Source organism: Paraburkholderia phytofirmans PsJN (assembly GCF_000020125.1).
Taxonomy (GTDB): domain Bacteria; phylum Pseudomonadota; class Gammaproteobacteria; order Burkholderiales; family Burkholderiaceae; genus Paraburkholderia; species Paraburkholderia phytofirmans.
Genome location: NC_010676.1, coordinates 2,736,178 through 2,758,051 on the forward strand (window position 1 = coordinate 2,736,178; position 21,874 = coordinate 2,758,051).

General features: G+C 59.5%; 10 protein-coding genes and 2 pseudogenes. All 12 read right to left on the reverse strand.

Annotated elements, in window-relative coordinates; genetic code table 11:
- Positions 1 to 130: 130 nt before the first annotated feature.
- Positions 131 to 332, reverse strand: a pseudogene (locus BPHYT_RS39315) (IS5/IS1182 family transposase); the annotation flags it as partial.
- Positions 319 to 1,331 (reverse strand): annotated as a pseudogene (locus tag BPHYT_RS37655) (tyrosine-type recombinase/integrase); the annotation flags it as partial. The pseudogenes BPHYT_RS39315 and BPHYT_RS37655, both read right to left, overlap by 14 nt.
- A gap of 989 nt (positions 1,332 to 2,320) precedes the next feature.
- A complete protein-coding gene (locus BPHYT_RS31990) occupies positions 2,321 to 2,536 on the reverse strand; it encodes a hypothetical protein (RefSeq protein WP_012250658.1) in 216 nt (71 codons plus the stop codon).
- A 1-nt stretch (position 2,537) separates the two neighbouring features.
- Positions 2,538 to 3,395: an ExeA family protein gene (locus BPHYT_RS31995; RefSeq protein ID WP_012427050.1), complete on the reverse strand. Its 858-nt coding sequence runs from the start codon at positions 3,393 to 3,395 to the stop codon at positions 2,538 to 2,540.
- Positions 3,392 to 4,828, reverse strand: coding sequence for a helix-turn-helix domain-containing protein (locus BPHYT_RS32000; protein ID WP_012250652.1), 1,437 nt, complete (start codon positions 4,826 to 4,828; stop codon positions 3,392 to 3,394). Before BPHYT_RS32000 ends, BPHYT_RS31995 begins: the two co-directional genes overlap by 4 nt.
- Before the next feature lie 98 nt (positions 4,829 to 4,926).
- A complete protein-coding gene (locus tag BPHYT_RS32005; protein WP_007176046.1) occupies positions 4,927 to 5,496 on the reverse strand; it encodes a hypothetical protein in 570 nt (189 codons plus the stop codon).
- Between the two features lie 109 nt (positions 5,497 to 5,605).
- Positions 5,606 to 8,197 (reverse strand): DEAD/DEAH box helicase family protein, encoded by a 2,592-nt coding sequence (locus tag BPHYT_RS32010; protein WP_012428278.1) that lies wholly within the window; start codon positions 8,195 to 8,197, stop codon positions 5,606 to 5,608.
- Positions 8,194 to 9,999 (reverse strand): phospholipase D family protein, encoded by a 1,806-nt coding sequence (locus BPHYT_RS32015; protein ID WP_012428279.1) that lies wholly within the window; start codon positions 9,997 to 9,999, stop codon positions 8,194 to 8,196. Before BPHYT_RS32015 ends, BPHYT_RS32010 begins: the two co-directional genes overlap by 4 nt.
- Entirely contained in the window at positions 9,996 to 11,192 is a 1,197-nt protein-coding gene (locus BPHYT_RS32020; RefSeq protein ID WP_012428280.1) for a DUF6361 family protein, read from the reverse strand. Before BPHYT_RS32020 ends, BPHYT_RS32015 begins: the two co-directional genes overlap by 4 nt.
- A 98-nt stretch (positions 11,193 to 11,290) precedes the next feature.
- On the reverse strand, positions 11,291 to 17,755 hold the full coding sequence (locus BPHYT_RS32025) for a hypothetical protein (RefSeq protein WP_049869384.1): 6,465 nt from the start codon (positions 17,753 to 17,755) through the stop codon (positions 11,291 to 11,293).
- A gap of 65 nt (positions 17,756 to 17,820) precedes the next feature.
- A complete protein-coding gene (locus BPHYT_RS32030) occupies positions 17,821 to 18,831 on the reverse strand; it encodes a Swt1 family HEPN domain-containing protein (protein WP_148225171.1) in 1,011 nt (336 codons plus the stop codon).
- 327 nt (positions 18,832 to 19,158) lie between these two features.
- Positions 19,159 to 21,777 (reverse strand): UvrD-helicase domain-containing protein, encoded by a 2,619-nt coding sequence (locus BPHYT_RS32035; protein WP_012428283.1) that lies wholly within the window; start codon positions 21,775 to 21,777, stop codon positions 19,159 to 19,161.
- Between the last annotated feature and the right edge of the window lie 97 nt (positions 21,778 to 21,874).

A 21,874-nucleotide genomic window follows, 5' to 3' on the forward strand; every position in this document is an offset into this window, starting at 1 on the left:
GTCACTCAGATGGATTTCATCCGAGCCTGATTGCGCCGGGACGTCAGCGATTTGGTTAAGCCGGCGCAGTGAAGGGGGTCGTGCAGCATTGGTTGCCTACAATCGCACTAGTAAATTTCCCTTTACCCAGCTAGGGCGTATTAGGTCTTTGAAGTTCTGGAACTGCGCATATGAGCATTACGAAGACCACGAAATGAAGCCTCGCAGGGGTTTCAGGTATCCGGTCGTAATTACGCGCGAGACGACGGAAACGGTCGGGACGGCAAAAAGCTGCGCTCGACCACCCGTCGCTGGGGAAGCAGTACAGAACCCTTTTTCGCTTGAACCAGTTTTCGTGAATGGCTCCAGTGACAACCCTGCCGTTTGTGCCCGCGCGACGACGAGCTGCGTGACACGATTCAATGTGGCTCTGGACATGCATCGGTCCGCGTCATAGCGAGAAGGCAGGACGTATCTCGAACCTGCCGCACAAGTGTGCAGCGCCACCATGATGTCCTGTGCCTGACGAGACAGATATACGTTATGAGCTTTACGCGCTTTCATCCGAGACTTCGGTATAGTCCATACTGCGGCCTCAAAATCGACCTCGTCCCACACTGCCTCGCTCAATTCGCTCTTACGCACCAACGTCAACAAAATGAGACGGAATGCGAGCCGGATCGTTTGGTATGTTGCCACCTGCTCCAGCTGGCGGTGCATGAGCCGAATTTCCAGCGGCGAAAGTGCCCGGTCCTTCGGCGTAAAGGTGGCGATTGACGCAGCTCCAAGGCTGTCCGCGGGATTTGCCGCCCTGTCACCATGCAAGTTTGCGTAGGTATAGATCTGCTTAACGATGTCGCGACATGAACCGCAGTGGCCGGCGCGCCTCGTTCCTTGACCCGCGTGCAGAGTTCCCGTAGGCCACCCGAAGTAACTTCACAAAGCAATCGCCCCTCGAAGGCTGGCACGATGTCGCGCACAAGAATGCTACTGCGCATCGACACGCGTCGTGTCCGCCACCCTAGCGCCCTGAAGCCAGTTAGCGGCCCATTCGCCAAAAGTCTTCGCCACGGCACGACGGTTTTTTTCCCGCTGTTTCTCGGCTGCCGACGACGTTCCCTCGAGGACGGCCCGCCGGGCGTGCAGCAGGTTCTCCCGCGTCAATGCCAGCGAGATGCCCCCTCTACCATAACGGCCGATTGTCAGCGTTTCTCGCCGCCTATTAATGCGGCAGTCGTATCGAAAGGAAATGGTGCCCGCCGGAGGTACTGCGACATACATGCCGTCGCAGTCGGCGATCTTGTACGGGGCTGTGCGGGGCTTAGGTTGTGGAGTGCAAATTCGTTGAGCATCGTTTCTCGTTCTCGTGGTTGGTACACCTTTTACCGTCACCAACCACGAGCCCTCGATGTGCCCGCAAACCCGCACCAAGCCTAGCTTTTCGGAAAGAATTTTATCGTCGAGGCCGAATCGTGCTGCCGGTAAATTATCGAGTCGTAACCGTGCATTCGGCGCATACCGTCCGCCATACCGTCATTTTGTGGCACACAACGGCTCGGCTGCCTCCGGAATTCTCAAAAATTTTGCTTCTAGATCAATGACTTACAATGAAATGACCAACAAAGAACTTTTTACATCAATCATCGCAAGCCATTGATTTTATTGAGCTTTTTACCCCCCCCCACTCCCACTCGATTGTCAATAAGTCACCGGGCCCCTTGTGTAGCCAGGCTTTCCGTCCGACCAGTAGTGACAATACCGCCAGCGATACCGAAAAATCCAGTCGGCAGTTGCCAGCATTGGACAGACAGCATCGGTAATTCAAGCCGCGTTTTCGTTGACCGGCCACGGACATTTGGACTCTATGCGCAACTTCTGCGAGCGTACCGTAGTCGATACCGTCATGCACTTTCCATCGAAATCCTGCCAGAGCCCGCGGAGGCCATGAATCGGCACTTCTCTACTAACCTAGAGTCACGGCGTTGGCATTCCGTTACGGTCGAGAGATCGCGGCGAGGTCTATTGCGAGGCCCCGCGCGTCTTCGGGCTCGGCCCCGACACGCGTAAGCATGGCCATGAACGCGCCTGGATCTGGCTGACCTAACGCGAGCCGATAGTACAGCAGCTCTCGAAGCATCTGCTCCTTCCGCGCCGAGCGCAGGCTGAAGCGCCAGTCGAAACTTACGCTGACAGGCCGTCCTTCCTCGGGAAGCCACCAACGTTCAAGCCCGGTGCTCCCCGAAGGCTGAGCGTGAGCACGTAAATCGATGGGGCAATGAGCAACATAAATGATGTTCGAGGGACGAAGTAAAACGGGAGCGATGAAGCTCCCGTTGTCGTTTCAGAATGGCTCGTCAATGCTCTGGTGTGGCGGCTGTGTCGGACCGCGGTACCAGGGCTCGCGATAGCGGCGGATCTGGGTGGCGTAGGCGCGGCTGAACCACAGATAGAGGTCTTCGATGAAGAACTGCATCATGTAGGCTGCCTCGTCGGAGAGCTCGGGCAATGGCAAGCTCCGGGAGGCGTTGGGTTTGTGAGGTGATGCTTTACGGGACATGTCATCGGGCTCCGTTGGGTTGACGCGCTGGCGTGCGGCGCGAGGACTGTGTTGATGGTGCAAAGACCTCGAAGTACAGCTTCTCGTCGAGTTCGGACAGTTCCCGCTGCGCGGCGGTGGTGAGCAGTTCGTTGGCGAGCGTGGTGAGCACGCGGTAGTTGCCCAGCGCGTGTTCGCACAGCGTGTGGCGCAGCGGCGGTGTCATCAGCTGCGGGGCGCCGGCGCTGGCGAGCAGATGTTCGAGGCAGGCCAGCAGGTCGTCGGCCGAAGCCTTCTCGGTCCCCAGGCGGGAACGGATACGGCTGCCCAGTGGCAGCAGTTCGTCGCGCCGCAGCTTGTCGGTCAGGCGCGTGTCGCCGGCGAGCACCACGCACAGCAGGGGCTGCGAATCGAAGCGGGCGCTGGCCATGAGCCGCAGTTCGTTGAGCACGCCGGGACTCATTTCCTGCGCTTCGTCGATCAGCAGGATTGGGCGCCGGCGCGTGCTTTGCAGGTGCGACATCCACCGGTCGCGCAGCGACCTGAAGCCGCCCCAGCGGTTGTGCGGCCGGAGTTCCAGACCGAAGATGTCGCCCATCTCGCGATAGAAGTCGGCAAGGTTGCTCTGCGGATGATTGATCGAGACGACTGTCAGATCGGTCAGTCGCTCGAGCTTCTCGGCCAGCACGCGCATGACCACGCTCTTGCCGGTCCCCGGCTCGCCGTGGATCATCGCGAAGCCGCCTTCGCGCACGAGCGCGTTCTCGATGCGCCAGCAGAAGTTCTCGACGCGCGGCGGCACGTACAGCGCTTCGAGGGGAAGCTCCGGCGAGAACGGGTTCCACTTCAGGCCGTAGAGGGCTTGCAGACGCTGGCTCATGCCTCCTCCTGCCAGTTGGCGGGAATCCAGGCTGGCGGCAACCCGGTTGCGGCGTGGTCGGCCAGCATCTGGCGTAGCAGCGGCGCGATGCCGGGCGCACTGGCCGGTGGCGGCTCGACATTGACGGCATCGAGTCGCCTGCGCTGGCCATCAGCATTGGCGGCCTTGTCCAGCGGCCGCAGCGGGCACAGCACGGCGCCGCTGCCGGCGTCGACGAGATCGACGCCGCTCAGGTCCCAGCGCGCATAGCGCAGGTGCACGCGCTGCAGGTGCCGGTAGGCCGAGGGAATCTCGAAGCGCGTGCCGGCCAGACTCACGGTGCCATCCGAGCGCCGCTGGGCGCGCGTCACGTCGATACGGAATGCGGCGCGCAGCGCGTCACTCGACGGGCATTCGCGGCCCACATCGGGGCCGGCCAGATAGCGTTTGAGCGGCGTGCCACCGATCTCAGAATGATGCGCGTGGTGGTACTCGCGCTCGATCCACGCGTGGGTGGCCTGATTGAGCAGTTCGAGCGTGAGATTGGGCTCGCCTTCGAGCATGGCCATCACGCGCCCTTCGATGCGGGCCCAGAACGTTTCCTGCTTCGCGTTCTGGTACGGCGAATATGGCAAGGTCGTCTGGTGCAGCACGCCGAGCGCGAGCAAGCCGGCGGTCGTCTCCTCGGCAAGCATTGCTGCGCCGTTGTCGGTCATCAGTGCGCGAGGCCGGCCACGACGCTGGAGCGCCTGGGTGAGCCCATGGATCAGACTACGTGCGGTCTCATCGAGAAACCATTGCGCGTGACAGACGACGCGCGAACGGTCATCGAGCACGCACAGCAGCATCGGCGTGATCCACTGGCCATCATGCGTGAGCAGCTTGCGCGAGCCGTGATGGAAATCGAGATGCCAGAGCGCGTTGACGTGCTCGACCTCGAAGCTGCGGACCTCGAGCTTCTCGAGGCGATCGCGTGCGAGCATCGCGCCGGCGCTGGTATGACGCGGCTTGCGTTCACGGGACAGGCCCTGCGCACGCAGATAACGACGCACCGTCGTGTACGACGGCAGGTTCGCCGGGCCGAGCGTGACCTTGAGATTGTCGACGTGCAACTGGCAGGTCCAGCCGGGATGTTCCCGGTACTGCGCGCGAATCGCCTGTACCGCCTGAGGCGACAGGCTTGCGCCGGCGCCGCTGGGGCGCTTGCGGTCGCGCAGGCTCGCCACCGGATCGTGGGCCGCCTTGCGGGCCCGGTAGAACCACCGCTCAACGGTGGAGCGGCCGAACTGGACATCGTCGCCAGTGACGGGATGACGCCAGCGTTTGGCGGCCAGCGCGGTGATGAGTTCGCGCACCTGCCCGGGTTCAGGCGGTGCTGCCAGCAAGGGGCCCACAACCGCAAAGCGCAGGCGCGCCCAACGATCCCGCAGGGGTAAATCGTGAAGTTCAGTCATGCTCTCTCCAGGGATGCGGCGCACCGCGCCGCGATTCGGGGGAGAGGCGAGACTACCGGCGCAGTCCGAGGGGGGCGAGCGACAAGTTCTGCGGGCGGTTACCGTCCCTCACGCAGGGTGCTCACGGCGCTGCCGCTGGTGAGCGGTGAGAGCCAGCGCAGCAGGCATGGCAATGGCTCGGCAGGCTGCGTGGTAGCGAAGCGCTCGAGCAGGCTTGCCGGCACCTGTGCGGTCTCGACGGGCGGCACGAACGCCGCCCGTCCGAGCGCCCAGAACGGTGTGCCGACAAACCCGGTCATCCACCAGTGCCGCCATCGCGCGATCGTCGAGGGTGGCACGCCCAGCGCATCGAGCTGGCGCATTGCCGCGGCCGTACCGGCGCTCGCACGCGTGGCGCTGACGACAATCATGATTGCGGCGGTGTAGACGCGCCGGCCGAGAAAGCGCACCGAGAATGGCGTGGTACGACGGCGACAGTCGGCGCAGCAGAAGCTGTAGCGGAACTCGCAGTGGCAGCGGGCTTCGTATGAAATTCCGCGCGGCTTGCGCGGGTAGCGGGCGCTATGGAGTACGCCACCGCAGCGACAACGCTGCGCGCGGGTCTGTTCGGCGAAGTCCTGATCGATACGTAACAGCAGGTGATAGAAGTTGGGATCGCGGGCACTCACGTGGCACACTCTGGAAGTCTCGGTTCTTGGCAGACACGAGACTCTCCCTTGGGCGTCGTTTGTGCAAGATGCCTGAGGGAGACCCCCACCGCTACATCACGCAAGCTGCTCAAAACGCCCCGAATTCCCATCGATTTACGTGCTCACGCTCATCTCGCTGCTCGAAATCGACAGGGTCGCCCGGAAGATCCCAGTGGACAATACGGCGGCACCACTGATGAAAATCGAGCCCTTCCTGGCCCACAGATGTCGTGCATAAGACGTGCGGCCAGAACGGGGAGTTAAAGGCCCGACGCAAGGTATCACTGCGCAGCCGGCCACTTTTCTTGCCGGCCTTTCCCTGATCTCTGCCTGCGAAAGGTGTGACGGCCTGGGCAGGTATTCTCAGCTTACTGTTCTTTCCGCGTCTGAACTGAACTAGGCTTGGGCGATCGAGCAGGCAGTTCGACAACTGCTCGAGGATGTCCAGCCCGCTCGCGTCACCGAGTTGCCCGAGCAGCGTCATCTGCTCGTCGAGCACCGCCTCGAAGCCGCCCTTGAGTATCGCGTCGCACATTGCGTCGGGATAACGCGTGCGCCTTGACGATTGGAGTATGAGTTCGACGAAGGCGCGGTGCCCAAGATACCCGCGCAGTCGGTTCCAACCGATATCGAATGCCTGAGCCACCTCCCCCTTCTCTTCCTGCGGCACATCGTGCCGCCTCGCGCATCGGGCGATGATTGAGCCTGGCGCGGAAAGCAGATGGCTAGCGAGCGCTGCAAGCTCCGAGCGGGAGATCGTTGACACCGGCTCGATCGACTTCCAGTCCCGCGACTTCGAACTGCCACGAGCGGAAAGGGCGATGGCGGCAATCCGATTGAAGCCAGGTCTGGAAATTTGACGCTCAATACCGCAGGCCACAATCCACGTCGGCCTCTTTTCCTTTCCGGTGAACGAGACCCCGTGTCGTTCGAGGAATGATTGGAGTTGGCGCTCTGCGTCGCGCTTCACGGCGACTATTGTGCGGCTGGCCTCCTTTAATGGCTCAATCGCGTGAGCGAGGGTCGGCCAAGGCATGAACAGGGCGACCAGCGCGCCACTTTCCGTTCCTCCGGGACGAAGGAGCGGTGGAGTGGCTTTGGTCCCGGGCAACTTGATCCCACCCATGAGGTCGATCGACAGCAGCGCTGATATCGATGTCGGAGCGCCTCTCCATCTGCTGAAGAGAAGCGTCTTCCCTGGCAACGGCTTGCCGGACGACCACGGCCCCTCGAGCCGCCACCAGCCAACCGTGGGCGGTTGCCAGGGAAGGTTGAGCTGCAACGCACCACCGGTGATCCCAACCAGCGAGCGTAACTGCGGATGTGCCAGCCTTCCGCGACCGGAGCCGGCTTCGAACGGCGGAGCCTTGGCCGCGCAGATAGACTTCCACACGGCGTAACCGTGAAGGGTCTGTGCAGGATAGGGGATCGAGCTCCACATCTGCGGTGCCCATCCGGCGAACTGACTGCCGCATATCTGCGCGAGATGCTTGAAGAGCTTGAGGTCCGCAGCCTCGACTTCGACCTTCGGCATTTCGCGCTCGAACAGGTCCTCCTTGTGCACGAGCGCGCGCTCGGTGCGCGCCATGAGAGGCATGAGCAGAGCCTCCAGGCGTGTCTTCGCATCGGTTACCGCACTCCTGACGTCCTGAGGCGAACCCGGTGTGCGTAAAGCGTCGTGATAGTCGCGCATGGCAGTTTCGACCTGATCCCGGCAGCTTGCATCGTCTGCAAGGAAACCCGCCAAGTCCACCAGTGCCCTGTAATGTTCGACGGGATGCATCTCCTCGCCACTTAGCCGTCTGAGCCGGTAGGGCGTGGCGGATAACAGAAGGACGGCGGGAGGCTTCTCGCCGCCGAGTAGCGCGTCGACGAGAAGCCGGTGCACCCTGGCTCGCTCTACCCTCAGCGGATCGCGGGTCTCTACGGGCTTTGGAAGGATAAGATCCGCGTAGCGATGAAACTCATCAAGGACGACCAAATCGGGTCGCACCGCAGGCAGGCGCAGCGCCGTCAGTGCGAGGACCGCGCGGAACCGGCCGATGAATTCGCCGATGTTGACATCCGCGCGCTGCACCCATGCAACGACCGCCTTCTCGACGCTTCCGGTTGGACAATCGAATACGTCCCTGAGTGCCCGCTCAATCGCTGCGAACGTATAACCTTCCAGGCCAGCGGCGCACTCGTCGAGCAGGCAGCGCGTAGCCTTCCCATGTTCGCGGTCCATACGCAGTACTATCGGCCGCAGCGCATCGTAGCGCTCCAGCAGCGTCCGAATCAATGCCCTCTCCGCCTTGCGCCCCGTCCTCGGACCTGGCTTCCAGCCCGGCAGGCTGGTCTCCGGCGTAAAGGTGAAGATGCGGTACCCATTGCCTTCGTCAGGCAGCGCCCCCGGCACAAGAGTGAGGCGGTCTTCGCCAGTCGCGTAATCCTGTTCGGCAATACCCGTGAGCGAGACGAACTTTGACCGGTTCTGCCCGACAATTTCAAGGCTCGGGCAGAGATAGAGGACATTCAGCCTACGTCGCTCCTTACGCAAACCCTCAGCGACCGAACGCGCGATGATCGTCTTCCCAAGTCCGACCTCGTCGGCAACGAGGAAACGGCGCGGCCCTTTGCCGTTAAATCGCTCGAGAGCGACCTCGACGGTCCGTTTCTGAAACTTCGCAAGCCCGGTCACGTCGGCTCACCGATCGCTTCATGAACCGCCAGGAGGAACGGCCTCACTTCTTCGAGATCCTGAAAGGCCGCCGCGCGCTCCTGCTCATCGGGAATGGTCGCGAAGACCTCTTCGAATGAATCCAGCATCGCCATCATCTCGCCAACGCGACGTTCGAATGCCTGGGGGTCCCGCGCCCAATTGGCAAGCACTGTCTCGAGCGTGAATATCCTGGCGAGTTGACCTGCAGGATCCTCGCGCCTATTTGTCGTCCAGGAATCCGACCATCTCTGCCCCCCGCTTCCGTCAATACCGTCGAGCAGCGATCTGAGCCAGTCGCGAAAGCGGTTTGCGCCGATGTACCGCGCAAGGAGAGCCCTGTCCCTGCGCTCAGCATCCAGCCCGTCCATCTCTACCACCTGAACCCAGGTACGGCTGATCTCCGGCTTACCCAGGTTGCGCGCCCGGAATGTCACAAGCGTAGTCTGTTCGCTGGACACAAGCGGATGCGGCGCCAGGCAGACTGCCTTCGCACCGTCTTCGATCGACGCCCACGCCTCGACTTCGAGGAACGCCGACGCCTCGAAGCACGCTAGCGTCAGGACGTCGGCGCCCCCCTCGCCGAGCACGAGGTGCAGTCCATCCTGACCGGAGCGAAGTGTCATTGGTATCTGGAGAAAGCGGCTGATGAGGTCGTCCAGTTCGCGCTTTGCCCGCTCCTTCTCTATTGCTGCCGGATCTGGAACAGCGTTGTTAAGTTCGAGACCGGCGTCAACGAACTTGTACAGTGAACCCGCCAAGGCCGGGTCCGCCACATCGAGCAAGATAACCGCTTCGGCGTTTGGCCCGATCAGCCCGCGCCCGGTGAGGTTGGCGCTTCCGAGCAGCATGGCGGTCCGACTATCCTTTGAAACCGCGAGAAGCTTGGCGTGGATGCCGGTAGACGGCGGCTCGATGAACTCCCCGTCCGCCTGTCCCTGCTGCTGTTCTACCGAGACCGCCATCTCCGGTTCCGGCGGCGTTTCAACCCTGAATTTCACGTTCGCGTGCGGCGCGCAACCCGTTCCCGCCATCTCGGTCGTAAGCAGCGTGATGCTGGCCGCCCCGGCCTTGAGCGCTTCGTCGAGTCCAGCGTGATCGATGAACGGGCTGACCGCACACCCCCTCTCAGCGCGGGCGATCATGGAGTTGGAGATGAACTGCTTGTACTGCCCATGGCGACGCCACAGGACCTTGCGAACGGAAACGCCCGCGGGCGCACTCCAGCGGGCAGACCGCAGTTCATCGATCTCGGCATGCGAGAGGCACGCGTCGCTTAGAAGGCCTTGGGCCAGATCCGCGATGCCGGCAATCGCCCTCGCCGATCGGTCCTTCGTTGAGGCTAGCATCAGGCCGGCATCGAGGTCCGTCGATCCTGTCAGGTTGCGACTGCCGATCCAGAAGCGCCACTCAATATCTTTGATGCTTTCGTACCTCACCAGCGCTATCTTGGGATGCCAGCTCGCCTCACGTTCGTCAGAGGCAATCGCTTTGACCATCGTATCCAGCAGAGGCAGGATCGACCGGTGCTTGCCAGGCACCACCACACGTCCAAGTTGATGGAGCACGACAAGCCTGCCTCGCATCCGGTCAAAGGCCTTCACGAGACCAAGCGGAGAGCTTTCAAATTCGGCATCCACATCGCCGCCGAGCGACAGCACGAGACCGAGCATCGCGACGAGGTCGAGCGAGTAGGTGGTGATGATCGCCCTGGTGACATTCTGTCCGGCATTCGGCTTCAGCGCGCCGAAGATCGAAATCCGGTTCTCCTCAGAGAAGCTCATGAAGCCTCCTGAATGCAATCAATCATGTTTCGGACGACGGGCCATCGGTAATCAAGAGGCGTCGCGACCGCCTTCCTCCAGTCCCGACGTCGCTTTTCGTTCAGTAGAAAAGCACGACTTTCCTTCAGGCTGCGCTCACGAAGCGTTAAGTCCCTGGCGATCGCCTCGAGCGATCCCTGATCGCGCAGCCAGCCCGTCACCACTTTTATAAAGCCGACGAGCTCCCTGTCGATGCCGGTCTCCCGCTGAAGGGCATCCACGTCAAGCTGAAGCGCTGTTTCCTTATGTTGATCTCGCAGATCCGGAAACGCATCGGCGTGACGACTTTCGCAGAGCCCCCGATCTTCGTTGCGCTTGGCCTCAACTAGCGCGGAGTGGGCCGCGCGGGCAATGCAGGCTAGTGAAGCCGCCTGCCTGGCGAGCACAAGCGCGCGACGCTCCGATGGTGTCGCAACGTCGAATACCCGGGCGCTCCAGAGCGACTCTGTGCTCACACCCGCATCCGTCAGTCGGCTGAGCAGCGGCTGCGCGCCGCCATCCCCCGCGACCCTCCATCTCCGACGGAGATATTCGGCCTCGCAGCGACGCAGCCTGAAGTCCAACTCGCCGGTCTTGTTCTGCCAACCGGCTGGAGCCGCTGGCAGCCCTTCGAACAGGGTGGTAACGAGCGCTTTGCCCTCGTCGCCATCGCTCCGGGTGACGAGCTGCGGCCAGATGTTTCGAAGTTGCACCTCCGTAGGAGACCCGTCGCCCCCTCCGACCGCGCCGACCATCTTCCAGGATCGGAGCGCAGTCCAATAGATGGTGCTCGCTCGAACTATCGGCCGTTCGCCTGCCTGATACCTGGTCCAGCCAGAGATGCCCGAATTGTCGAGACTCTTCACCGTCCTCATAAGACGAAGCGAAAAGCGACGTTCAATCTCGAACAACTCGTCGACCGAAAACCGTTGACCGGCAGTCCGTGCCAATAGCTCCTGATACCCCCACGCGACGAAGAAGACATATCGCAACTGAGCGTGCTGAACAGAAGTGCCGGGAAAGAGCCGATCGGCGAAAGCGAAGTGGATTGGCGCAAAGCCAAGTTCATCCCTGGTTCCATCCGAAGCGAGCGAAGCCAGGTAGCGATTGGCGGAGGCGCGATCAGCTTCCGATAGCACGAACCACCCGATGCTGGGTTGTATATGACTCTTCATTGACTCAAACAGATGCGAGGATCGGGGTCGCCGAAGGCAACAATTGAACGAACCGAGACACAAACATCAGCAGCGAAATAGCGGTTCGCTAAAGCGCTCTAGTGCTGCGACTGGTAAAGATGATTTACTCGTCCTTTATAAAAGGATACCGTCATAGTCTGGGTGATACGGACAACAGCGACCGTGTCAAAACGCCTGCTGTCCGCGTGAGCTCCCGCCCCTTCAATATATCGTTTCAGCGTGATGAGCAGAACAAGGTCAGCATTGTTCCTGGCCAGCACGTTTGAAAGCAACCTGGTGCTGCAGCGTAGTCTGACTCCTGACGCGCCCGTTTCTCCTCTTTTGTCGTCGCATCCCCATGCGTCTGCTCGTGCAAGCACCCGGCCGCGTGAATTCCGCCATTCCCGATTGAATGCATCGCCGCAATGGAGCCGCTCTGCCTCTCTGAAGCGCTTCGCGATCCTCGGACGGCGAGCGGCCACCACCGATGCTAGCGGATCGTCAGCATCCAACCTGGCTTCGCCAGACGGCGTGACGATCCATGGGATGCAATGTGGATGTTCGCTCCGTTCGTAGTCGTCGTCGCCATCATCACCCTCTCCGCACTCCGGTAACCAGACAAGCACTGGCTGTTCAGCGATCAGTTTCTTTGCGAGCCGCCCAGCTTCCCCACGAGGCGCCAGGACTGACGAGATTCGAACATCGACACCGTCGGCAGACTTCCAGTAGCCAGAAACAGTAATATCCCCGTCGTCAGACTTTGGTAGGCCAACCAAAGAGAGCAGCGTATCCTTGTTGCCGGTCAACATAAGACCGTCGTCACCCTCTTCAAGCAAAATGCCGTTTAAATCCAATGGCACGTCATCGACGCCATCCGACAGCCATAGTCCATCTCGGCGAGTAAGATCGTAACGACGAATCCAGTCTAACCATGGGTCATCACCAGCCGACCACGCTTCCGCCTCCATAACCGGAAATTTGGCGAGAAGTTCACCTGCCGCAAGCTGCAACGCGTGCCATCCGAGCTGCTCTCCGTAAGTGTGCTCACTCGACGACATTCCGGACGACCGGTAGGAAGACATCGGACTACGACCACCTCTGTCCCACATTGATTGCACCTTCGGATCTATGTGTCTCGCCATTTCAGATATTCGATCTTCGACCTGCCACCCTGGCAGGTCGAACACTCGCGCCAAGCTTTGCACGTCATATTTGTGAAAGTCATAGTCCAGCCGGAACTCTGACTTTTGCTTCGGCGCGTCCTTAGGCCTCCCCTGATAAAAGTCATTCCCGCTTCGGCGCTTCCCTGCTCGCCGCGGCATCGCGGGCGCATTGGTGCGCCTCACCTGTTGCTCGATATCAGGCGCCACCCTAAGTCCGCCATGGTCCATACAGTTAACCAGTGCTCGCGACGCAAATTCCCGCATCAGCACGTGCGGCCCGAATCTTCCGGTAACGATGGAAAACAGAACATCAGAGTGGTCCACGAGCGCCTGGGGACTATCGATAGAGATCCGCGCGAGCGCGATCAGCAGCCATAGACGTGCATGCAGGTAGTAGAAAGGCAGATCTGGTGCCTGGAAAGGAGCGGCATCCTCCCTTTCAATCTGTGCAACGATCGCAGCGACCAAATCCCACCGACCAAACCGTGCCATTCGCCGCATGCTGTGCGCCGCTTGCCATCGATCCGCGGCATAAGGTGACCCCAGCATGCGCCATGTGAGCCCCGATACCACCTCAACAGGGGCACCAGACGGATCGAAGCGCCTATCCCAATCACCGTCCGTAGCAGCCGATGACAGCTTCGCCGCATCACTGTTCAGCAGCCGTTTGAGTGCGACCTGCCCTACACCTGCCTGCGCCTGCTCGCACAAAAAACTGGCAAGGCTCAGCCAAGCGGATGGTCCGACATCAGCTTCTGGGCCCGCGAATACCTTTACAAGTTCGATCGCTAGCGTTGCGATGGGCACACCGCACAGATCAGAAATCTCTTTTAGCCGATAGCCAGCAAGTCGTCCGCCTGTCAGCATGTCGTCACAATGAATTTGCATCAATGGGACCGCAAGGTTCTTGAAAACCCGCCGAATTGCGCTTGATGCTCGTGCCCATGAGGTCTTGCATCGCTCGAGTTCCTCTATCTTGGAATAGAGATCGAGATTCTCCAAACGCAGAAGAACCTGAACATAAGCAGTCATGTCGCCGAGCTGCACCTTCTTGCGGATTCGCTCGAAAAATGGGCCTCTCAAGCGATAAAAATCACCAAGCGCCTGGACGGAAGACACCGCGTCCTGCATAGACCGCTCATCGATCGGATTAGCCTTTCGGCACACACGCGCCAGTCCAGCCGCATGGTCCGAACGCTCAGCGGTGGCGGAAGACCGCGCCTTGCGCCCGTGATAATTCATCTGTGCATTGCGCACATCGCGCGTACGCACAGTCAGCGAAAATGCCTGGTCGAGCCGCTTGGTGATATCGGCCTTCGCACCGAGTACTTGCCTGGAAACAGCCGCGAGTGTCTCGACTGTCTCGGCCATGAGACTTCCCGGATTGTTCTCGTAGAATTGATCGATCATCTCGCGAATCACAGGTGCTTCCTCTGTTCGCGACGGCGCGGCGATGGCTTTTGCAAAAGCATCCGTGCCGCACACATAAAGCTCCGCGGGGGCGGCGAGCCGGTTCAGGAAGAGCGCCTCATCCGAACCGATCTTGCTGTCCTCCACCAACGCCGTCAGATACGGCAGCAGGGTATAACGAAGCGGTGCCTTCGCGCGGTCGTCCCATCGCCCCAGCTTGGCAAGCTCGCGACACCCCGATATGCGCGACATAGCCTTACCGAACGCATACCACGTGAACTTCTCCGGCTCGTCAGAGAGATTCAGTTCGCAAATATTGGTAAGGGTGTGAACGTCATGCCCATCCATCTCGTCGCCTCTGATGGACGACGCAAAGATAAGCAGTTCATTGACGAACTCGTAGTCGCCGGATCCGATGGCATCCATCTGCTCAAGCCCGATCCGGAAATACGCGACCGCCTCGTCTTGACTGGCCGGCAGGATTGCCCTGGCAAGCTGCGCATGCAGCGATGCCCTTGAGGTGACATCGCTTTCGGCCTCAATCATTGCGCGAACTCTGAGCGCCTCTTCGCCAGCGAGCATCTGTAGTGGTTTTCGCTTCGAAAGAATCGCGATGATTTCTATCGCGTCCCCCGTCGTGAGGAACTGCTGCTCCCTGAGTCGTGCGCAAAACGCCCGTACGGAGGCGAGCTTGAGGTCGCTCCGTGCCCACAGGACGAACATCGCTGTCTGACGGGCTAACCGCTCGAAGAACGGAGAGCGCTTTTGCAGGCCGTATCGGTCTCCACGCCGTTCCACATCCGCCCATGTGCTCAACAAGGCGAGATACGGCTTGTCCGCACGGCCCGCTGTTGCCTTTAGCACCGCAACAAGGGAATTAGCCAGTTCGAGCACGGGGCCAAGTCGCCCATCGAGGTACTCCTCCGCCTCCCGCTTCGTCTCGTACGAAAACGTCTTACCGCTACTGTCAGTATCACTGTCGCGTGCCTGCCATCGCTTCTCCAGTCTTTTTTTCAACTCGTTCCGAAAATCCGTCCCGCTCAGCCCGCTTTTCATACCCCGACAAAACGTCATCAGCTCGGCAGGGACAACATCCTTTTCACGTAGATCGTAGCCCTTCAACGCCGCGGTCAGTGAAACATCAAACAGAAAGGGAAATACGAACGAACCACCAAAGTGATCCCGAAACGACCACAAATCCGGCCGTTTGTACGTTGCACGCCTGGCAATCGCTGCCGCCTCGCGCCGCATGCCGTATGACGCAGCGATCGCCGACGCTTTGCGCAAACCGTCGTCCAATCGGTAGCCAGTGTCACGCCCGTATTCCGGTTTAATATCCAACTTCGCCCGCGCGCAAATGCGTGCCAGCGCGGCAACCAGCTCTTTCCTTGTGGCGGGGGCTAACTCGACAAACGATAGAGCGGCTGCCATGCAGCCCACCTCCTTCGTGAGGCCAGCCAGAAATGCCCGCATCATGGCGTTGGAGCCTGTGGCAACGTCTCTTTGACGAACTAGAGAGAAAAGATACTTGCCGATTTCAAATGCGTACGGGGCTTTCCAGCTTCCCATGTAGCGTCGTGCCTCGTCATGTTTCCCCCGTGCGATCAGGTACAGGGGGATGGCCGTGTGATCGATGATGCGCGGCCCCTCTCGCCGGAAGCCATTGCTCTCGTCCTGCTGCCACTCGTGACGAAGCCAGTCGTCCGTGCGAATCGCGTGTCGCGAGGCCTCGTCAAGATCGCCCACAAGGGTGTTTGCAATGGCAAGCCGCGCGTGCCGCGCCCCCGGCCATGACGTGCGGGTTTCGAAAAGGCGCCGCGTCGCATCTACGTCTGCCGCTGCGACAACCAGGTCAGGTGCCGCCAGAATGTAATCGGCGCCGCGGCGATTGACGGCTGCGACGGTTGATAATTCGACAAGCAAACGCACGAGCTGGTCGAAATCCTCCCTGTCGGCTGCGTACCGAATGGCCGCCTGGAGCCGCGCGTAACGGATGTTGCGTCGACCGACCGTGCTGGTGATCGTTGAAGGAAACCTCACGTCAAATGCCAGCGCAAACAATTGCTGCCCGTCACCGAGCTTTTGCAGCAGACCGGGTAACGCACGAGCGGAATAAACGGAGTGTTCCTGACTCGCCAGGAGGTTGGCAGCGACCCTTCGTAGCGGCTCCATGAGCGAGCCATATTTTTCCCGCACAAGGGTCTCTGTCGGTTCATCGCGAAACATCAGCCCATGACGCGTGCGCTCCAGCAGTGGCCACAGGTCAGCAACGAAGCTCTCGACCTCACTGAGATGTAGTCCGTGTGCCGCCGCATATTCTTCCAGCGGCACCGGCGGTGGTAGAACCGAAAGCCCCGCCAGGAAAGCGCTGGCATCGGACGATTTGTATCCTCGGCTGATCGCGCCAGCAAGTGCACTATCGAGCCGTTGCTGAATTAGGTCGGTCAATTCGATCTTACTGTCGATGTCCGAAGCATCCAGTAATCCACTTCCACCACTCACCAAATAGGCTAGCACGCGAGGGTTCCCGTCTGACCTCGCTTGCGCCACCCGTATCTCGAGTTCAGTGACCTTCAGAATGCGCGCGTGCAAATACGTCGCTGTTTCTGCCGGACCAAACGGTCGCAGTTCAAAATCGCAATAAGACAAATGCGCTATCGGAATTCGATGAGATCTCGAGGACACGACAACCTTCACGCCTGCAACCGGGGTTTGCTGCAGGCTTTCGAGAAGTCGCACAGGGAAGCAGTCTTCATGCACGTCTCTTGCGTGCTCGGCCGCGTTGTCGATCGCGTCGATAAAAATCAACAGCTCCTTTTGCGGCGCCACGGTTGCCAACGTGCTCACGGACTGCTCCAGCCTGCGACGGAAAGTTTTTAGCAGACTTTGTAGGTCATCCGCACCAGGAATCACTGGGTCGCATAGGCCGCGGCAGGCCAGTGAGTTCGCAATGTGGACTAGGCCGTGTTTGGGCAGATGCCGCGCGTCCTCTGGTGATCGGTATGCACCGCCTCCGAAGCAATCGAAGAATATCGTCTCGAACCGCACTTCAAGAGTCTTCGCCAGGCTTTCCATGAAAACGGTTTTCCCAACACCGCCTGCGGCATGCACCAGCATTGGAATCTTCAAGGTTGGAATCAGGGCGACGGCCGATTCCAGTTGCGCCCGTGGAACAATGTCTGACACGGTCGTTAAACTCGACGGACAAGGTAGCAGTGCGTCCCGATCTGGAATCTGCAGTGCCGCTAGAACATCGGTGTCACGAATGACGTTACGGCCAGTGCCAATAAAGCCCGCTTTGTTACGAACCATGTCTCGTATCGCACCGACGAGCGCAACTGCTCTCAAATCGGTACTCGCAGACCAGTCGGCCAGAAGCATGGATAAATCGCTCTTCGTTGTGAGTAGGCTTCCGCGACTGCCAACCACAACCAGCCTCTTCAGGAACGAGGAGAGCGTAGGTCCGTCCAGGGCAGCAGCAACCTTCAACTGAGCCGCCTGATTCTTTGCCTCGCCCGAAAGTCGCGTTCCCTTGGCCATTCCGTCGATCGCCTTGGCCAGTGGCGGATAGATCGGGCGATTTGTCAACAGTTCAAAGCGCAGCTTTGCTTCGGCCTTCTCGAATCCATAGCGGGAAATAAAATCCTCGAACGCCAAAGCGAATTTTCTAACCGTTTTCTTCGCGTCGCTGGCTCGAAAATCCGTGCTCTCTCGCGCGGGAGAATATTTGAATTGGACGATCGCGACGGTATGCGAGTGTTCAAACCCCGGCGCATTCCCGAAATAAAGCGTGAGATCGGCGATCTCAACGACCTCCGCACGAGCTGAGGCCTCGTCTCCAGCTTCCAGGCCTTCCACCGCAATGCCCACAAGTCCGCCATCGGGAAGCAGTAACTGCATCGCCTTGCGGGCGGCCCACGCCTCGTGGTACTCATGTCCGTCACGTGAGGCTCGGACTGCATCGGCTTTTCGCGGAACGTTACCCATCATCAGCTAAGTTTTTATCTATTTTATCGAGAGACAAGTCCAGTCGTTCATGCGACGGCCGCATTCGCTCATGCAGAAAACAGACTGCACTCCTCCCATGCGGGATCCACTCCCGCCCACGGTGTTCCTGCATGCACGCGGGGATCCACATTGGCGAATCGCCTAGCCCAGTCAAAGGGATCGTCTTCGGAGCGGTGATAACCACGGTTCGCCAACGCTGCGTCGAAACATCGGCCGATCACGTCGCTGACCAGTTGCTGATCTTCAAGCGCCGAAAATGATACTTGAAGACTCGAGGAGGAGTCCGCGCACACCAGCAAGATGGGGTCCTTATGGGCTGCGATGTCTCGCCAGAATCGCGCAAGATCGAAGGCCCGCCCCCCTCTGAAGTACCAGCATGCGTGCCAAACGTAGCCGGCTCGACAGCCGAGTTCCCCTTCGTTTGGCGACAAAGACTCAGCCCACGGTCGCTTCGAGACCGCGAGCCTGAAACTCGTGTCGTACTGGCGATGTGCATGCTCTATCAGATGGGCCTCGGAATGTGCTCCGTGGATCCAGTCTCGGACCAAGATGTCCGACCAATCCGTGTTCGGGCGAGATTGTTCATTGAACGACGACGTTGCACGGAAGGCACCGCCGTTGAGGTCGCGCAGCGTTTGCTCCAGTCGATCGAGATCGTCATCATGAGGGCGTCGGCAATGGCCGATCCGATTCCGAATCGCCTTGAGTTCTTCGATTCGACCCGTCCAGATTTTGACGCCTGGAAAATAGGAACCAAATAGCCGCCAATGATCAAGCGTCATCTGCAACAGCGGCCCGGCGTCCAAGTACGCAAGTTGGTCTTGGGCATCGGGCGTTGGCATGTAGTGGATCTCATCATCCTTCTGCTGTCGAGTCGCCGAACCCGCCGGTAGCTCGCAAGCCCATGCGGCGCCTTTCGCGCTCCGGAGCTCGACATAGACCAAGGAGCGAAGCCAGGTCTCCAACTGCCACCAGCGGCTGTATAACGCCGACGCCGCGGCTGGCATCGCGCCAGCATTCCATCCGGCCGACAGGGCACGTTGAACCTGGGCGGACAACTTTTCCCAGTCCGAGTCGTTTGATCGCGTCACGGTGCCCCCGATTATGTGGTCATTTTGCGTACAACATAGTGTAACCGGGCCAGGCAGTCGGGATTGCGGGTAGCTCAACCGAGGTACTGCCCAGAGTCCTGGCCTGTTGCGGTACAGCATAGATTGTGCGGAGAATACTCGACCGATTGTGGCCAGCGCGATTTCGATGCGAAGTGCATCAAGGTTTCCCCCACCATCGAATCGGGGCATGTACGACGTCGAGCCGTTCGACAGGTACTTCGACCGTTTGCCGCTTGAAATTACCCCACATCCGCTGAATCGACGCGGTCATCTCTACGATTCCTGCAACTGCAACTGAGGACGCAAGACATTACCCTCGGCATCGCATCGAACCGCAAATGATCTAGCCATTGGAATGCTGGCCAACGCGCCACCAGACTCTTTCTTTGCGTACCAGTAACACCGTTCCATAGCGCGCGTGACCCCCACGTACGCGAGACGCCGCGCTTCTGCATGCTGCGCTTCATCAAAGCTACCAAGTCCAGCTTTCCGATAGAGAAAATTCCTTAGCGGGTTTACGCCGTTGTAAGCGCAGTCACCGAGCAATACAACAGATCGCGATTCCAGCCCCTTGGCGCCGTGGAAAGTCAAAAACTTTAGTGCCTTACCCCACGGCTTGCGTTTCAATGCGACCAGCGGCTTATAGGCCTTAGCCCGACGAGCCAACACAAGTAGAGGGTCTCGCGCCGTCGCCTTGGTTCGCATTACTTCCGACTCAAGAAGTCGCTCGATTTCGTCATAAGGCAACTTGTCCGGAGTTTCGTGAATCAGGACTGGCATGCTCTCCTTCGCCCACTTACTTTGTGCCACACAAGTTTTCCAGCCCATCCCTGGGACATCGACAAGGACCGACTCGGCGCACCGAAGGATATGGTCGCTACTGCGGAAGTTCTCCTCGAGCTTGACGTAGCCGTGCGAACTCGCAGGGAAGAAGTGCTTGAATCGAACAAAGAAGTCCGGGGAACTGCCTCGCCAGCCATAGATTGATTGCCAGTCGTCGCCTACGCACGTCAGCGACCCTGCTCGTCCGCGCTTTACCAGTTCACGTTGGCAGCCTCGGATCCACTTGACAATCTGCGGCGAGATATCCTGGAATTCATCGATAAGCAGGTGTCTCATGCCGTCAAGTATGTATGGCGGCACGTCTTTAAAATTTGCGGGGTAGTCTTCGGAAAAATGCGCGAACAGCTCGTTGAACGTCCAGATTTCTTCCTCTGCCAGCAGTTCTTCAAACACGGGCCAGAACGAGGACACGGCGCGTGCAAACACACGTTCCGCGCCGGTCAGTCCGGCCTCATCTGATCCGTCAACGGCTTCCGACAATGTTTTCGCTACCGGGAGACCAAGGTTTTCAACGAACTGAGCCAGTTCGTAAAACGTTTCGAACACCGGTTTTCTCTTGAGATCGCTGGGAGCGATCCATTCAAACATCGGGACGCTTACGCGTTTTTCCTGAAAATCCTTTTGCCACTGAAGCACCGATGCGAGCCGCTGCAAATCCTCGACGGTGTCGATCCAGATAATCGGTTCTTCGCTGCGTGCGGCAAGCAGTTTTCGCTTCGTGTTCACGAGCGCAGGTACCGAAAACGCAGAGTTTTGGCTATCAGAAAAGAACTGTGCGCCACCAAGCACCAGATAGGCCTTCATCGACGGCAGGTATCCATGCACATGGAACGGCTTTGTCATGGAACTCGAAAGCTTGACCGGTTTCGCCACAGGCTCCACGTGGATGGCAGGCCAAAGCCCACAGGCAATGCGCTCGCGCCATGCCCTGTCGACGGTCGAATTGAGCACCGCGTCGTGTTTGGCGACCCAGGCGATCGCCTTTGCCGTAACGTCTTCCTTGGGTCGTTTCAGCTGGTACGTGCTGATACGATGCAACGTCGCAATATCCTGGGCAAACGTCGGATCGGTTGAAAATGCCCTTTCGTAGGCCAGACGCAAAAGGCGGTCGCGCTCACGGGCAACCCCGCGGGCTTCCGACGCGACCTCGTCGCCTGCTGCCGCCTTGGGGTTTTCCGTATCGGAGACGTGATCGTCAGCGTCACTTGCAATCGAAGCGCCTGCTTCCAGAAGGTTTTCGATGTCAGTATCGGGAATCTGTCCGCCCTTCTCGAGATCAATCAACTCGAGTACCTTCAGGCACGGATCAATGGTGGAGCGCGCCATACGCAACACCATAGAATGAAACGTCCGCACAACACCGCGGGCATCATCAAGCGACAGAGTCTCTCCCCATGCCTGCATCTGCGTGCGTAGTTTTTTTACGAAATCCTTCCGACTCTCCTTGGTGAACGTAAAGACAGATATCTCGTTGCGGTTGATCCCACGATAGAGGTTCAGTGCGATGACACGCAGAACCAGCGACGTAGATTTTCCTGAGCCCGCACCGGCAACGACGTAGGTTGCCGGATGATCTGAAAGAATCATTTCCCACTGGGCGTCCCTCGGCCTTTGGTCGGTGCGGGCGAGCACGTCACGACGGATCTCCTGCGCTAGAGACGCATTAATGCCGATGGGCTTTTCGCTAACCAGCATTTTCGCGCGCGCTTCCGCTTCCTGACGCATGCGCCTCGCCTCAGCCTCGGCTCGAGCGCGCATCAGGGCTTCCTGTTCCTGCCTCTCGAGCACCCGCCCTTCGACCAGACCCGCCTTCTTACCCGCCGCGTGTCCTTCAATACGGCCACGCTTAAAGCCCTCTTCATCGCCAGCGGTTTTACCTAGCGCATAGCTATCGCTCTTGGCTAGACGAAGACGCTCAGTCAGCTCATTACCATGGCGCGTGCCAGCTTTCTCGAGCAACCTTTCATGCCTCGACACCGTCATGCACGATAACGCAGATAACCAGCGATCAATCCACCCCGATACAACCGCTTCGTCGTTGTTGTTCATTGTTATTTCCGATCACCCTGCCCGTCGGCGCAGGGAAATATTGATTCACGTATTTGTCTGATTATTCTACGGCAAATGAAGCCTGATTCCCGATAGA